Origin of the sequence: Sinorhizobium numidicum, from assembly GCF_029892045.1 — a bacterium.
In the GTDB taxonomy this organism is placed as follows: domain Bacteria; phylum Pseudomonadota; class Alphaproteobacteria; order Rhizobiales; family Rhizobiaceae; genus Sinorhizobium; species Sinorhizobium numidicum.
Genome location: NZ_CP120368.1, coordinates 2,023,303 through 2,037,596, shown reverse-complemented (window position 1 = coordinate 2,037,596; position 14,294 = coordinate 2,023,303). Strand labels below are relative to the sequence as shown.

Below are 14,294 nucleotides of genomic sequence, written 5' to 3'. Positions count from 1 at the left end.
CCAAGGAAATCAGCCGGTTTAACGGCCATTAACCATTTCCCCAGATTTCTGCCTCTATTGCGCGTCGTTTTAAGCCGCTGGCAGCACCACCCACCGATGATGCCTGTCTGAAAACGATGCGGTCTTTGCCGCGACTGATAACGGGAACCCGGTCCATGGCTGCAGCCAAGATAGACTTCGAGGCACTTGACAATGCGGGTAGGTCTTCTGCTTCGAAAGGGAAGCCTATCGATTTTGTCCATCTTGACAACCAGACGATGGGCGACAAGGCGCTCGAAAGCGAGGTCCTGCAACTTTTCGCCCGTCAAGCGCGTCAGGCAATGATCGACATCGCCGGGACTGACTCCGATCGTCGCAGCCAGGCGGCGCATCGCCTCAACGGCGCCGCGCTCGCAGTCGGCGCGGTCAACGTGGCGAAAGCGGCCGCCGCGATCGAACGCGACCCCGCAGACGCGACCCTGCAGAGCACACTCAGCGTCGCCGTTCTCGAGACGGAGCTCTTCATTCTGAAGCTTTGCCGTTGATCTCTGCAGCGTCGTGCGTCGTTTCAGACGCACAAAGGTCGCTGTAGCACTTTGAACCGCTGCATGTCTCTGTCCTTGAATCGGTTCCGATTTAAGGACACGTGCAGTAGTTTTGCGCATCCGACGCGCTAATTAGGCCTTGCGGCGCAGCCCGGCAATCGCGGCAAGGCGGCCAACTCGTGTTGACTGGCCGGCCGATTTGTTGGAAGAACGTCCGCTGAATTCACGCCGCAGCGCCACCTGCCGTAGCAGGGCCTCGTGCTGGCCGGCCCATCCCATAATTCGTTCCGGAAAGAAAAATGACAAAACTCACGATCGTAGCCTTTGACGGCACGCGCCACGAACTCGATGTCGAGAACGGCTCCACGGTCATGGAGAATGCAGTGCGCAATTCGGTGCCCGGGATCGAAGCAGAATGCGGCGGCGCCTGCGCCTGCGCGACCTGTCATGTTTATGTCGACGACGAGTGGGCCGCGGTCGTCGGCGCGCCGGAGGCGATGGAAGAGGACATGCTCGACTTCGCTTATGACGTGCGGCCAACCTCGCGGCTTTCCTGTCAGATCAAGATGAACGAAGCCCTGGACGGGCTGATCGTTCACGTTCCGGAGCGTCAGGCCTGAGCAGTTCCGACCGCCTCATGAGTGGCTCGGCGGCCCGAATGGCGCCCGAAGCATGTGGTACGCAAAAAAAGCCTCGCTGGTCATCGACGAGCGAGGCAAGGAGGGCGTATCGCATGCAGACGAGGGAGGGAGCATCTGCCGCACCAGGACACGCCAGGAGAACCTGGGTTGCTTCATCGCCCGGTATTGTAAAAACACCAAGGGCAATGACGCGAAGCTAAATAAGTAGATATTTAGGCGCGAAAGTCTTACCGGCGATCGGCAACTAAACATCTACCTCTTCGAATGGTTGAACTTTAATCCCGCCACTCGTTTGATGATTTCAATATAGCTGAGTCGGCGGCGGCCTGCCATCGTAAGAATCCACCAATAAAATACTGTGGGTTTATGCCTCTCTCTCAGACACGCGTCGACTATAGTCACCCTGTTCTTGGGGGAGTGAATTCGTCTTCGGCAATGAAGGCGTAGGGAAGCTTCGCATCCAAGGGGTGCGGGCGGTCACCCGCCCATCCATTTTCTAACGCTCGGCGTTTTTCAGGCTTTTGAGCCGATGTTGAAGCAAACGGATCATGCGGCGGTCAAAATTTGCCGCCTCCGTTCGGTCGAAACGCGCCTGGTCCTTGTCGTGGCGTTCGACCTCCTCGGCGCTCACTCGCGCGACACGGGCCTGCATGCGCTCGCAATCGGCCTCCGGCTTCAGCTCCAGAAGTGCCTTCTCCATCTGACGTGCGTGGTTGCGCGCGATCTCGGCATGGCGCTCTTCGTGGCGTTTTATGTCGGCCGCCAGCGTATCCCATACCACTGCAAGATCGCGTCCTGCCTGCCTGCGGTATTTCCAGCGCGGCAATATGATCCGCGTGCTAAGCATGACGCGCGCAGTGCCGACGGCGCATCGTCCGCTTCGGCTGACATATGTTATGGTGCCGCCGAACTTGATGCGCGTGGCGCCGGGGTGGCGGGTCCCGGTGCTCTTCATCAGGGGGCCGGCAGATGAAAGCGCCTTATCGAGCTCAGCTGCCGTGCGCCCGCCGATCGAGAAATAGGTAAAGCTCTTGCTGATCAAGGTTTCACCCGAGGCGCTGCCAAGCGGAAGGCCGACCAGGCATGCAATCAGGGCGGCTTTCAGCGGAACATGTAGCCGGGACATCGCTGCGTATTCTCTTCGATTGAACTTCGTTCAAGCTTGGGGCATAGCCGAGCCGAGCGCAACACAAATCAGCCAAAGCTTCATTCGACAAGTGCCCAGGAAACATGAACAAATGCATCTAAGCATTGATTTTTGAAGGCGTTTGTGACCTTTCCGCAAGATCGATGACAGACGCATTCTCCCGAAACTGTGGATCGCAGGAAGATGACGTATAACCCGTTTGAAACGTCTCGTTGGCAATTGGCGCATGGGCGCAATCTCGAATTGGGGCCGCGTGGCGTTTTGATGGCGATCATCAATGTCACGCCGGATTCATTTTCCGATGGCGGGCGCTTCGCCGATACTGCGGCCGCCGTGGCCGCAGCGCTGCGCTCCGTCGAAGAGGGGGCGGAAATCCTCGATATCGGTGGGGAGTCTACCCGTCCGGACGCGGAGCCCGTGAGCGCTGAAGACGAGCAGGCGCGCATCCTTCCGGTCATCGCCGCGCTTGCGCGCGAGACGGCCGCGCTCATTTCCGTCGATACCTATCGCGCCGAGACGGCGCGGCTTGCCATCGATGCCGGTGCGCATATCGTCAACGACGTCCACGGTCTTCAGCGCGAACCGGCGATTGCGGCCGTTGCGGCGGAGACGGGTGCGGGCCTTTGCATCATGCACACGGGACGTGGCCGCCAGAAACTTGGCGATGTCGTCGACGACCAGTTCCATTTTCTCGATCGGTCCTTGCAGATGGCGGCCGATGCGGGGATCGGCCGAGAACGCATCGTGCTCGATCCCGGTTTCGGCTTCGCCAAGGATACCGAGGAGAATCTGGAGCTGATGGCCCGTTTCGCAGAGTTGCATCGATTTGCCCTGCCGCTTCTCGTCGGAACGTCGCGCAAGCGCTTCATCGGTGCCGTTACCGGGCGGGATGCGGCGGCTCGTGACGGCGGCACGGCAGCGACGACCGCCCTTCTCAGGGCTGCAGGGGCCGCGGTTTTTCGCGTACACGATGTCGCAATCAACAGGGATGCGCTGGTGATGGCGGATGCTATGCTGACCGCAAAGAATAGCCGACGGGACATGAAGCCATGACTGCAACTTACATCATCACCTTGAAAAACTGCGCCTTCTTTGCCCGCCATGGCGTACTCGATGAGGAGGAGTTCCTCGGGCAGCGCTTTTTTGTCGATGCGGAACTTGAGGTCGAGCAGGGCACCGCACTGGTCGAGGACTGCATTGATGACACCGTGCACTACGGAATTGCCTTCGCGGAGATCGAAAGAATCGTCACCGGACGGCGCCGGTATCTCATCGAAGCTCTAGCCTTGGAGGTCGCCAAGACGCTTTGCGCGCGCTTCCGGCAGATCAGACGGGCGAGAGTTTCAATCCGCAAACCGAACGCGCCGGTTCCGGGCGTTCTGGACTACGTGGAAGTCACGGTCGAACATGTCGCCGAGTAAGCCCTGGCGCCGCGCCACGCTCGGCCTCGGCGGCAATATCGGCGATCCGCGCCGATCAATGGCCGAAGCCCTGCAGGCGCTTGATGAAAGACCGGATTGCAAGATTACCGCCGTCTCGCGGCTCTACCGAACGCCGCCGTGGGGCAAGACTGACCAGGCCTGGTTCTTCAATGCCTGTGCCGAGGTCGAAACGACCCTCGAAGCGGAGGCGCTGCTCGACCTCTGCCTCAATATCGAGCGCGCAATGAAACGGGTGAGAAAGGAACGGTGGGGGCCGCGCACGATCGACATCGATGTGCTGACCTATGATGGGCAGAAATCTGCCGGCGAAACCCTGCAATTGCCGCATCCGCGTATGACGGCGCGCGGCTTCGTTCTTATGCCGCTTGCCGATTTTGCGGCCGAGCTCAGTGTCGAGGGGCGGACCGTGGGCGAATGGCTGAAAGATGCCGATGTGGCCGGAATCGAGATCGCCGACGAAAACGCCGATTGGTGGCGCAGCGGTTGAACGGGCGTCGTTCCGTATAAATATCCGTATCGACAACAAAAGCCCGGCGCTGAACCAGGCTTCCCCGAAATTTTTTTGAGACCGCTACTCGATCGAGCCGACGGCGATGTTGTCCATCTGCCGGTTGAGGCTGACGCCGATGACCGGGACCATGGTCTCCTCGACCTTGACGGAGATCGTGATGTTCATGGTCTCCGCGTCCTGGAGACGGGCGATCATGGCTCCGTTGAGCTGCTTGCGGTTGATGCCGACAACGACCTTGTCCTTGCCGACATTGCCGGAAACGACGTCGAGCCCTTTGCCGTCGGCGCCATCGAGGAACTTTCCGGTGTAGCCGTTGCCCTTCTGCATGATCACCGCCGACATCGGCTGTTTGAAGACGCCGACGCGGCAGAATCCGTCAAGCTTGATTCCGGCGTCCTTGCCCGATGTTGGTTCACCGGTCAGGTCGCAGGTGAATTTCGTACCCTGGTATTTCCCGGCCACGATTTCGCCCGGGCCCTTCCATTGTCCAGCGACCTTCTCGAAGAAAGCCCTGTCGCGGGCGCCGGAATAGGCCGGGGTCGCGAGGCTGGCAGCAAGGGCGATAGCGGCTACGCCGCGAGCAATCAAAGAAGGGCGCAAGAACATAAACGATCCTTGATGGGTCAACGTCCAAATCTGGCAATCACATTTGCGCGCAAATGGTTAATGGATGGTTTCTTTGTCGCTATATGCGCCCCGTTTGCGCACCGAAAGATTAGCATGGCGACCACCGAATTGCAGCCTCCGCGGGCTATCAGAAGATGGCGATCGGTCCTTACCTGCTTTCGGATCTGGTCATGCCGGGCGCAAGATCGGCGAGAAAATCACCGATGCCCGGTCGCTTCAGCGCTCGGAACGGCATCGGACGGCAGAGATCCATCGCCGCTATGCCGATGCGTGCCGTCATCAGCCCGTTGATCACGCCTTCACCGAGACGGGCGGAGAGTTTGGACGCGATGCCATGGCCGAGGACCTGCTGGATAAGGCTGTCGCCGGCGGCGATCGAGCCGGTCACCGCCAGATGGGCGATCACATCCCGCATCAGCCGCAGCATACCGAGGGTGCCCGGCCGCCCACCATAAAGTTGCGCCATGGCTCGGATCATCCGTGCGGACTCGTAGAGAACATAGCCGAGATCGACGAGCGCGCGCGGGCTGACGGCGGTTACGATCGATACACGTTTCGAAGCTGCGAGGATCATGCGGCGCGCTTCCCGGTCGAGCGGCGTCAGCAGTTCACGCTCTGTCAATTCGATGAGGTGAGGCGCGTCGATAATTTCACCCTCGGTCTCCGCAAGTCGCGCCCGGCCTTTGGCTGTACGCGGGTTGGCGGCCAGCAGATGGACAAGTCGGTTACTTGCGGCGCGGGCGGTCTTGGTGTTGTTGAGCCCGGCAGCCTCGGCGACCTCCGACTTCAACGCCTGGACCGCTGTCAATTGCATCATTCCCGAGAGTTCGCGGGCAATGACGATCAGGACGGCGAGGGCGCCGACGACCGCTGCCCCGATCGCCAGATAGCCGAGCCAATCGGCGCGGGTGAAAAGGTCCCGAACGAGACGATCGATCCAAAGCCCCAAGGCCAGCGAAAGCAGGATCCCAAAGGCGCCGGCAGCGACTTTGGCGAAAGACAGGCGACGGCGACGCGGGCGCGTTTCCGGCGGGTTGAGCGCTTCGATCGCTGCGGTCGTCTCGATAAATGGGTCCTCCGCGTCAGGCGTCATGACCACATCGTCGCTGAAGCTTGCCGGTGCGCGCCGCGACTGCGCGCGTGCCGGAACTTCCTCATTTTGCTCCGGATCGATCGAGAAGGCGGCAGGCTTTCGCCCGCGATGCTTGAAATCGTCATTCATGCCAGGCGATCTCCGAGCAGGAACTGCATGGCTCGGTCGAGCCGGATATGCGGGACCGAGAGTTTCAGCCCGCCGCGTGTCTCTTCGAGGTGCGGAGGCCGGAAGCGAACGAAATTCAGTTCGGGAATCGCGCGCTTCGCTTCAGGCAGGCCCGAGGCGGAATTGGCGTCAATTGCTTCGAAGAGAACTTCAGGAGTCTGCGGTAAGTCTCCAGGAAATATGGCTGTTTTTCTTTCGCCATCAAAGATCTCGCCATTGATCCGTTCGCCGGCGATCGGTATGCCGACGATAACCGGCAATGTGTGGCCGTCGTGGCTTACTGTCGCCTCGCGCGTTGCCCTTACGGAGGCGAGCGCCATCACTTCAAGGCCGGCGCCGCTCATGCCAATTCGTTCGGCTGCGCGGCTGACGAGGCGGGAGGCAATGCGCTCGAGCCGGTCATGGCTCTCATGGTGCAGGTGATCGGCTTTCGTCGCAGCGACGAGCACTCGGTCGATCCGGCGTGTGAGGAAGGAGGACAGCCACGAAGTGGTGCCGGGCCGGAAGCAGGCGAGCACGTCGGCGAGCGCCTGCTCTAGGTCCTGGAGCGCCTCAGGTCCGCGATTGATCGCTTGCAGCGCGTCGATGAGGACGATCTGACGGTCAAGGCGGGCAAAATGTTCGCGGAAGAACGGGCTCACTACATAAGTTTTGTAGGCCTCGTATCGGCGTTCCATCATCGCCCAGAGCGATCCCTTCGGTGCCCGGCCTGCAGGTAGGTCCGGAAGCGGCGAGAAGGTGAGTGCGGGCGAGCCCTCGAGGTCGCCCGGCATGAGAAAACGGCCGGGCGGCAAAGTCGACAGCGACCGATCGTCGGCCTTGCAGGCCTTGAGATAATCGGTGAAGCTTTCCGCGAGCCGGCGGGCGCTGCCTTCGTCGGCCGTCGTCTCCGCACCGATCGACGAGGCGAGTGCCAGCCAATCGCCGGAAAGGGTCGCCCGCGTCCCTGCGCGTGCCCGCCGAACGGTCATGTCGCTGAATTGCCGGAAATCCTGGGCAAGCAGCGGCAGGTCGAGCAGCCATTCACCCGGATAGTCGACGATGTCGATCGACAGCCGCCCTGGAGAAAACAGCCGACTCCAGCCGCTGGCGCTCTCGTAGTCGAGCGTGATGCGCAACTGCGAGATCGCTCTGGTCGAATCAGGCCAGATCCGATCGCGCACGAGGGCGGCGATATGGTCTTCATATTGAAAGCGCGGCACCGCGTCGTCAGGCTGCGGTTCGAGACGGATTTTCGAGACGCGGCCGGACCGGACCGGCTCGAACACCGGCAGGCGGCCGCCGTTCAGGAGATTGTGTACGAGTGACGAGATGAAAACCGTCTTGCCGGCACGCGACAGGCCGGTGACGCCGAGCCGCACGGAAGGATTGACGAGCCCGGATGCACGATCGGCAAGATTATCCAGCGCGATCAGCGCTTCGTCTTTGAAGCTGGTCAGGATGGGCGCCAAGTGTTCCCCTCGGGAGTAAATCGTCGGTGCAGCGTTATTGCCGATATCCCAACGGGTTAAAGGCGTTCACGTTGTTTGCCGTCGCGATATAGGGAATGTTTCCGCCGGCGCAACGACATGGACGGTATTTCGTTTGCTGCCTGAACGGGAGCCGAACTCGGGGGAGGCATTGAATCGTCATCTCTCCGATTCCTCCGGAGCCGGCACCAACAGCGTTGAAAGCACTGCGGTCCAGGTGGCGCCGGTGCCTGGCCGCGCCGAGAAATCGATTGCTGCCAGCGCCGCCGGCGGATAACCGTCCGGCAGAGCTGCGCTCGCGGCTTGTTCTCCAAGAATCTGGCGAAACAGCTCCTCGATCATCGGGTTATGTCCAATGATCATCAGCGACGGTCGATTGGCGTGCGCTTCCATGAGGTCCATGTAGACGCTCGTCGGTCCTGTATAGAGTGGATCGACATACCGAACGTCGATGTCCTCGCCGAGAGCGCGGTAGAGCGGTTCGGCCGTCTGGCGGCAGCGCGCTGCGGTCGAGCAAAGGATGAGATCGGGTCGGATACCATGATCGGCGGCCGCCTGAGCAATCAGCTCCGCCTCGGCATAGCCGATGTCGTCGAGCGCGCGGTCAAAATCCCGCTGGCCCGGCAAAGCCCAGCCCGAACGGGCGTGGCGAAGGAGAAAGAGGCGGAAGGCCGCGGCGACGCTGTCTTGCATGTATTCATCCGATTGTGCTCGCCCCGGGCTGGAGCGTGCTGCCTATGCCGGTTGCGGGACCTACGCAGACGAGATCGGTACCTTGTCTCGCTGTCGGCGCAAAGATCAAGCCATGGTTTCACGTTTTCGGTAAATCGGCGGCACCATTGAACCGACGCCTCGCACGCACCAAATCTCGCGGTCCGGAATGCGATATTGCGAACCTATCGAATGTCGTGCGGGTCGGGGCAGAGCTTGCCGGCGGCCGCCGGCGATGAACCAGGAATCAAGATTTACTTTGTAATTTTGATGAAATATTCGCCAGTTAGCCTGAGATGCAAGCATTGCTAAAATGCGGGTCGAGCGGCGGCTACAAGGGTTGAATCGGAGCTTCCTTGGGGCTATACACCGCCGCAATGAGATGTTCTTCAGGAGAATCGCGTTGAGTGAGAAGATCGATCTTAGTACCTTTGTTCTCTCCGAAGACGGGGAGTTCATGAATGCCAATCACCGGGCATATTTTCGTGCAAAGCTGAATGCTTGGAAAAACGATATCCTTCGCGAAGCCCGCGAGACACTGGATCACTTGGCAGAGGAGAGCGCCAATCATCCTGATCTTGCGGATCGAGCCTCCTCCGAAACAGATCGGGCCATCGAATTGCGTGCCCGGGACCGTCAGCGCAAGCTGATTGCCAAGATCGACGCCGCGTTGCAGCGGCTCGACGAAGGCACCTACGGGTACTGCGAGGAAACCGGTGAACCGATCGGCCTGAAGCGCCTGGATGCCCGACCGATCGCGACCCTTTCGATCGAGGCGCAGGAGCGCCATGAGCGTCGCGAGAAGGTCTATCGGGACGAGTAAGTATTGAAATCTTCTGGATCTAAAGAGACGGCGCGGTCTGACCGCGCCGTTTTTCTTTCTCTCGTTGGCATGGTTCCTTAGTTCGGAACCGATTTAATGAGTTCAAAGACGCACGGCGCAGTGGCGCCCGATTGGTCTCGCCTGTCCGGCACGGCAATCGTTCAGGGCTTGCGACCGACGGAAATGTCGGCCAGCATCCGGTTCATCTCTTCCTCGATCGTCGGTTCCTTGCGGATGTTTTCGGGGGTCGCCCCGAGCACAGGCTCTTGGCGTCCGGTCGCAGCCGGGCGGCCTTCCGGCCTTGTCGCGGGCGTGGGAGCCAGGCGTTGGAGGTCGCCGCTGATCTCCGCATCGAGAATGCGGTCGAATTCCGCGGCTCTGTCGGCCGTTATCGGCTGCACGATGTTGGGCTGCGTCGGTACCGGCCTCACGGGTTCCGCCGGTCCCGAGGCCACTTGCGCCGGGCGATCCTCGCGCTGAGGTTGCGCCATCGGTAGCACGCGGTCGCGCGCGGCGCCGAAAACATCCTGTGACAGCTCACCCGCAGATACGGGCCGAGCAGCCGGCTCCGGTTGCGAAGCCTTGATGATCGGCGGCTGCATGATCGGCGCGGACCTTTGATCGGCGGCAACGCGAGCCGGCGGTGCCGGTTCCATCCGCGCGGGGCTCGATGTCTGTTCGTCCGGCCGCACGGTGGGCCGCATCGGCTCGATCGCGGCGGGCGCCGGCGGTGCTGGTGTCGAAACGGCAAGCGGCTTCGGTTCTGAGCGCGCCGCAACCGGTGCACCGGCGGTCTTTTGTTCCGGCGCCGTGCGAGCGCTCGCCTGTGTCGCTGGCGTCGCCTCATCGGGTGCGATGCGGCTTTCGATGACGATATCAGTCGGGCCGCCGATCATGATCAAATGCTCGACGTCGTCGCGGCGAACGAGCACAAGGCGCCGGCGCGTATCCACTGCGGCAGCATCGAGCACGGCAAGCCGGGGCTGCCTGTTCTTGCCGCCTCGTACAAAGGGAGAGGAGGGCCGGTTGCGCATGATCCAGAGCACCGCCACGAGGCACAGGAGGCCGATGGCAACGGCTCCGGCGGCGATGATGAATCGGCTACCGTTGTCCCCGACAATCGCTTCCATCATGGGCTGAACTCCTTACTCGCTTCCCGAATGTCAGTATTTGACGGCTTTTTTCGGGCTGCGACAAGCTTGCCTCCGACATTCCCTGTGAATTGACTTGCAAGCTTCCGCAGAGACGCTTTTTGCTGTTATCTCTGATTGTTAAAGATGATTCCAGTTCGATGGACGGGAAGCAGGTGCGGCGCTTGCAGATTTCGCGAAGATTTCGTCGGACGCCGAGCACTGCATAGTTCCTTAAACCGGAGCCGATTTAAGGGTAAATTATGCAGCAATTCAAACTATTATGGCGGCCTTTGTGCGTCCGCAGGGATGCGTGGCGCTGTGAGCGCGCTGGATCGCGCCCGCGTGGCAATCGACCCGGCAGCAGGTGAGGACCCGATGACGAAATTGCGGCAGTCAGGTGGCTACCAGATGCCGGTCGTTGACCGAGGCGTGCGGCCGGGTACGGTCCTCAGGATCATCCTGCTGGCGATTGTGCTGACCGCGTCAGCCGCGGCCTTCGTCGTCTTCAAGAACCAGCTCGAAAACGAGATCGTTCTCGGCATTCTCGGCGTGCTGGCCATGGTCGGGATATTCTTTCTGGTTTCGTCGGTGATCGGTTTCATCGAGGTCATGCCGCAGTCTCGGCCGGACGAGTTGGCGCGCGCCTTTCTCGACGCCCACGAGGATGGCACGATCGTGACCGATCGCAAGGGCAGGATCATCTATGCCAATGCCGCCTATGGCGCCCTGACCGGGGCAAAAAGCGCGTCCGGCATACAATCGCTCGAAACCATCCTGTCGCGGAACCGGGAGGCCACCGAAGCGATCTACCGCCTAACCAACGGCCTGCATGAGGGCAAGCAGGGGCACGAGGAATTTCGGCTGCTCAAGCCGCTGGCGAACGGCGCGGCAAGCGGCCCCGGCGCCCATTGGTACCGCCTGAAGGCGCGCGTGTTGCCGCTGGAGGACAGCGACAGCAATCCTCTCTATCTCTGGCAGATCGCCGACATCACCGCCGAGCGCGACGATCAGGAACGCTTCTTCAAGGAACTGCAAAACGCGATCGACTATCTCGATCATGCGCCGGCCGGCTTCTTCTCGGCCGGCCGCAAGGGCGAGATCTTCTATATCAATGCCACGCTCGCCGATTGGCTCGGGATCGATCTCACCAAGTTCCAGCCGGGCTCGATCAGCATTGCCGATCTCGTTGCAGGCGAGGGCCTCACGCTCGTGCAATCGGTTCAGGCCGAACCCGGCCTCAAAAAGACGAAGGTGCTGGATCTTGATCTGCGCAAGGTAAACGGTCAGAGCCTGCCCGTGCGGCTCGTCCACCGTGTCTCGTCGACCCGCGACGGCGCACCCGGCGAGAGCCGGACGATCGTCATGTCGCGCGAGGGCGATGAGGGCGACCAGTCGGCCTCGAACGCCGCCATGCGTTTTACGCGCTTCTTCAACAATACGCCGATGGCGATCGCCTCAGTCGACGGCAACGGACGGATTCTTAGAACCAACGCTCCCTTCCTGAAACTATTCGCGGGCCTCGTCTCGCAGGACGACGTCGAACGCGGTGCACTGATCGATGCAGTCGTGCACCAGTCAGAGAAGGGGCGCCTGCAGGAAGCGCTGGCCGCGGCAAAGGACCGGCAGGGCGATATTGCGCCGATCGATGCGCTGCATCCAAGGGACGAAGGGCGCCACTTCCGCTTCTACGTCAATGCTGTGATCGACCAGAGCGAGCAGGCGCCGGAGGAAGCTGCGATCATCTATGCGCTGGAAATCACCGAGCAGAAGGCGCTCGAAACGCAAATGGCGCAGACCCAGAAGATGAACGCCGTCGGCACGCTCGCCGGCGGCATCGCGCATGATTTCAACAACGTGCTGACGGCGATCCTGCTTTCTGCCGATCACCTGCTGCTTTCGGCAAGACCGGCGGATGCGACGTTCGCCGATCTCATGGAAATCAAGCGCAATGCCAACCGCGCCGCCGTTCTTGTGCGGCAACTGCTCGCCTTCTCGCGCAAGCAGACGATGCGCCCGACCGTACTCAATCTCACCGACGTGATCGGCGATCTGCGCATGCTCGTCGACCGAATGACCGGCACCAATGTCAAGGTGGAGGTGGACTACGGTCGGGACCTTTGGCCGGTAAAGACCGATCTCGGCCAATTCGAGCAGGTCCTGCTCAACCTGGCCGTCAATGCGCGCGACGCAATGCCTCAAGGTGGAACCATTATGCTCCGGACGCGAAATCTTCCGGCGAGCGAAGTCGCCGCTCTCGGACGGCGGGAGCTTCCAGAGGACGATTTCGTTATGGTCGAGGTTTCAGACCAGGGAACAGGCATTCCGCAAGAGATCATGGACAAGATCTTCGAGCCCTTTTTCACGACGAAAGAGGTCGGCAAGGGCACGGGTCTCGGGCTGTCGATGGTCTATGGCATCGTCAAGCAGTCGGGCGGATACATCTATCCGGAATCCGACGTCGGCAAGGGCACGACCTTCCGCATCCTGCTGCCGCGCCATATCGAAGAACAGCGCGAGGAACCGGTTGACGGCGAAGCCCGCTCGACCGGAACGCCGATGCCGGCGGCGCGCAATCTGGTCGTTGCGCCGGCGACACCGGCAACGGAACCTGCGGACCTCACCGGAGATTCCGCCGTCGTGCTACTGGTAGAGGATGAAGAGGCCGTTCGCCGAGGCGGCAAGCGCATGCTTGAGACGCGCGGTTACACCGTCCATGAGGCTGGATCGGGCGTAGAGGCACTCGAGATCATGGAAGAGCTCCATGGCGCGGTCGATATCGTCGTCTCGGACGTCGTCATGCCGGAGATGGACGGACCGACGCTGCTGCGGGAACTGCGCAAGAAATACCCGGATCTGAAGTTCATCTTCGTGTCCGGTTATGCGGAAGATGCTTTCGCCCGCAATCTGCCGGCCGATGCGAAATTCGGTTTTCTGCCGAAACCGTTCTCGCTGAAGCAGCTGGCCGTTGCCGTACGCGAGATGCTCGATTCCTAAGCTGCCTCACCCCAGTCATGCAAAAACCCGGCGCCTTTCGGCACCGGGTTCAATTCATTCGCTGCTTATGCCTGCGTCTCAACTTGCAGACAGTGCGACCGCGATTTCGGCCGCGAGGCGCGCGTTGTTCTCGACCAGCGCGATGTTGGTTTCGAGACTGCGGCCCTCAGTCATGTGGAAGAGGTTGTCGAGCAGATAGGGCGTGACGGCCTTGCCGGAAACCTCGTCGCTTGCCGCGTTGTCCAGCGCACGGGTGATGTAGATTTCCATCTCCTCACGCGGGATTTCGTTTTCTTCCGGTACCGGATTGGCAACGAGCATGCCGCCGTCGATACCGAGCAGCTCGCGCATCTTCTGGAAATTGGCGATTGCGGCCGGGCTGTTCAGCATCAGCGGGCTCTTGATGCCCGAATCGCGCGACCAGAAGGCCGGGAAGATTTCGCTGTCATAGGTGACGACCGGGACGCCTCTGGTCTCGAGCACTTCGAGCGTCTTCGCAATGTCGAGAATGGCTTTGGCACCGGCGCAGACGACGATTACGCCGGTACGGGCGAGTTCATCGAGATCGGCTGAAATGTCGAAGCTCTCCTCCGCACCACGGTGGACGCCACCGATGCCGCCGGTTGCAAAGACGCTGATGCCGGCGCGGGCGGCGGCGATCATCGTTGCCGCGACGGTCGTGGCGCCAGTGCGACGCTCGGCAATCGCAAAGGCGAGATCGGCGCGCGAAAGCTTCATCGCGCCTTCCGTCTTCGCAAGCGCCTCCAGCTTCGCATCGTCGAGGCCGATGTGGAGCACGCCGTGAATGACGGCTATGGTCGCGGGCACCGCCCCCTCTTCGCGGATGATCGCTTCGACACTGCGCGCCATATCGAGATTGCCGGGGTAGGGCATGCCGTGGGTGATGATCGTCGACTCCAGCGCGACGATCGGCGCGCCGCGCGCTTTGGCGGCGGCGACTTCATCGGAATATTCCATCGGCAGGAGCGGGGAGGAGCGTTTGGTCATGGC

At 61.2% G+C, this 14,294-nt stretch carries 14 protein-coding genes; 7 read left to right on the top strand and 7 right to left on the bottom strand.

The genetic code is table 11. From position 1 onward, the window contains the following. Positions 1–155 precede the first annotated feature (155 nt). Entirely contained in the window at positions 156–524 is a 369-nt protein-coding gene (locus PYH37_RS20980; RefSeq protein WP_280733325.1) for an Hpt domain-containing protein, read from the top strand. 299 nt (positions 525–823) lie between these two features. Continuing rightward, positions 824–1,144, top strand: coding sequence for a 2Fe-2S iron-sulfur cluster-binding protein (locus PYH37_RS20975; protein WP_280733324.1), 321 nt, complete (start codon positions 824–826; stop codon positions 1,142–1,144). Between the two features lie 517 nt (positions 1,145–1,661). Here PYH37_RS20975 and PYH37_RS20970 read toward each other — a convergent pair. Further along, positions 1,662–2,291, bottom strand: a complete 630-nt coding sequence (locus PYH37_RS20970) for a DUF922 domain-containing Zn-dependent protease (protein WP_280733323.1) — start codon at positions 2,289–2,291, stop codon at positions 1,662–1,664. Between the two features lie 204 nt (positions 2,292–2,495). Here PYH37_RS20970 and folP point away from each other — a divergent pair, with 204 nt between their 5' ends. From folP to folK, 3 genes are read left to right on the top strand one after another with little or no spacing between them, the layout of a single operon-like run. Further along, complete coding sequence (gene folP / locus PYH37_RS20965; protein WP_280733322.1) at positions 2,496–3,365, top strand: dihydropteroate synthase; 870 nt, start codon at positions 2,496–2,498, stop codon at positions 3,363–3,365. Further along, entirely contained in the window at positions 3,362–3,733 is a 372-nt protein-coding gene (folB, locus tag PYH37_RS20960; RefSeq protein WP_280733321.1) for a dihydroneopterin aldolase, read from the top strand. Before folP ends, folB begins: the two co-directional genes overlap by 4 nt. Further along, positions 3,720–4,241 (top strand): 2-amino-4-hydroxy-6-hydroxymethyldihydropteridine diphosphokinase, encoded by a 522-nt coding sequence (gene folK / locus PYH37_RS20955; RefSeq protein ID WP_280733320.1) that lies wholly within the window; start codon positions 3,720–3,722, stop codon positions 4,239–4,241. The genes folB and folK overlap by 14 nt, the downstream gene beginning before the upstream one ends. A gap of 84 nt (positions 4,242–4,325) precedes the next feature. On the opposite strand, the gene PYH37_RS20950 is transcribed toward folK, so the two are convergent. The 4 genes from PYH37_RS20950 to PYH37_RS20935 all read right to left on the bottom strand — a co-directional run bounded on the left by PYH37_RS20950 (position 4,326) and on the right by PYH37_RS20935 (position 8,315). Continuing rightward, complete coding sequence (locus tag PYH37_RS20950) at positions 4,326–4,871, bottom strand: hypothetical protein (RefSeq protein ID WP_280733319.1); 546 nt, start codon at positions 4,869–4,871, stop codon at positions 4,326–4,328. A 169-nt stretch (positions 4,872–5,040) separates the two neighbouring features. Continuing rightward, positions 5,041–6,114, bottom strand: a complete 1,074-nt coding sequence (locus PYH37_RS20945) for a YcjF family protein (protein ID WP_280733318.1) — start codon at positions 6,112–6,114, stop codon at positions 5,041–5,043. Beyond that, complete coding sequence (locus PYH37_RS20940) at positions 6,111–7,604, bottom strand: YcjX family GTP-binding protein (protein WP_280733317.1); 1,494 nt, start codon at positions 7,602–7,604, stop codon at positions 6,111–6,113. Before PYH37_RS20940 ends, PYH37_RS20945 begins: the two co-directional genes overlap by 4 nt. A 177-nt stretch (positions 7,605–7,781) precedes the next feature. Further along, the gene (locus tag PYH37_RS20935) at positions 7,782–8,315 is read right to left on the bottom strand and encodes a SixA phosphatase family protein (protein ID WP_280733316.1); all 534 of its coding nucleotides are present in this window, start codon (positions 8,313–8,315) and stop codon (positions 7,782–7,784) included. Positions 8,316–8,736: 421 nt separating this feature from the next. Here PYH37_RS20935 and dksA point away from each other — a divergent pair, with 421 nt between their 5' ends. Further along, positions 8,737–9,156: an RNA polymerase-binding protein DksA gene (dksA, locus tag PYH37_RS20930; protein ID WP_280733315.1), complete on the top strand. Its 420-nt coding sequence runs from the start codon at positions 8,737–8,739 to the stop codon at positions 9,154–9,156. Between the two features lie 161 nt (positions 9,157–9,317). Here the strand turns inward: dksA and PYH37_RS20925 are convergent, their stop codons facing one another. Next, positions 9,318–10,289 carry a flagellar biosynthetic protein FliO gene (locus PYH37_RS20925; protein WP_280733314.1) on the bottom strand — a complete coding sequence of 324 codons (972 nt, stop codon included), beginning with the start codon at positions 10,287–10,289 and terminating at the stop codon, positions 9,318–9,320. Positions 10,290–10,664: 375 nt separating this feature from the next. Between PYH37_RS20925 and cckA the strand changes: the two genes are divergently transcribed. Beyond that, positions 10,665–13,283 carry a cell cycle histidine kinase CckA gene (gene cckA, locus PYH37_RS20920; protein ID WP_280736117.1) on the top strand — a complete coding sequence of 873 codons (2,619 nt, stop codon included), beginning with the start codon at positions 10,665–10,667 and terminating at the stop codon, positions 13,281–13,283. 78 nt (positions 13,284–13,361) lie between these two features. Here cckA and PYH37_RS20915 read toward each other — a convergent pair whose 3' ends face one another. Continuing rightward, positions 13,362–14,291: a pseudouridine-5'-phosphate glycosidase gene (locus PYH37_RS20915; RefSeq protein WP_280733313.1), complete on the bottom strand. Its 930-nt coding sequence runs from the start codon at positions 14,289–14,291 to the stop codon at positions 13,362–13,364. Between the last annotated feature and the right edge of the window lie 3 nt (positions 14,292–14,294).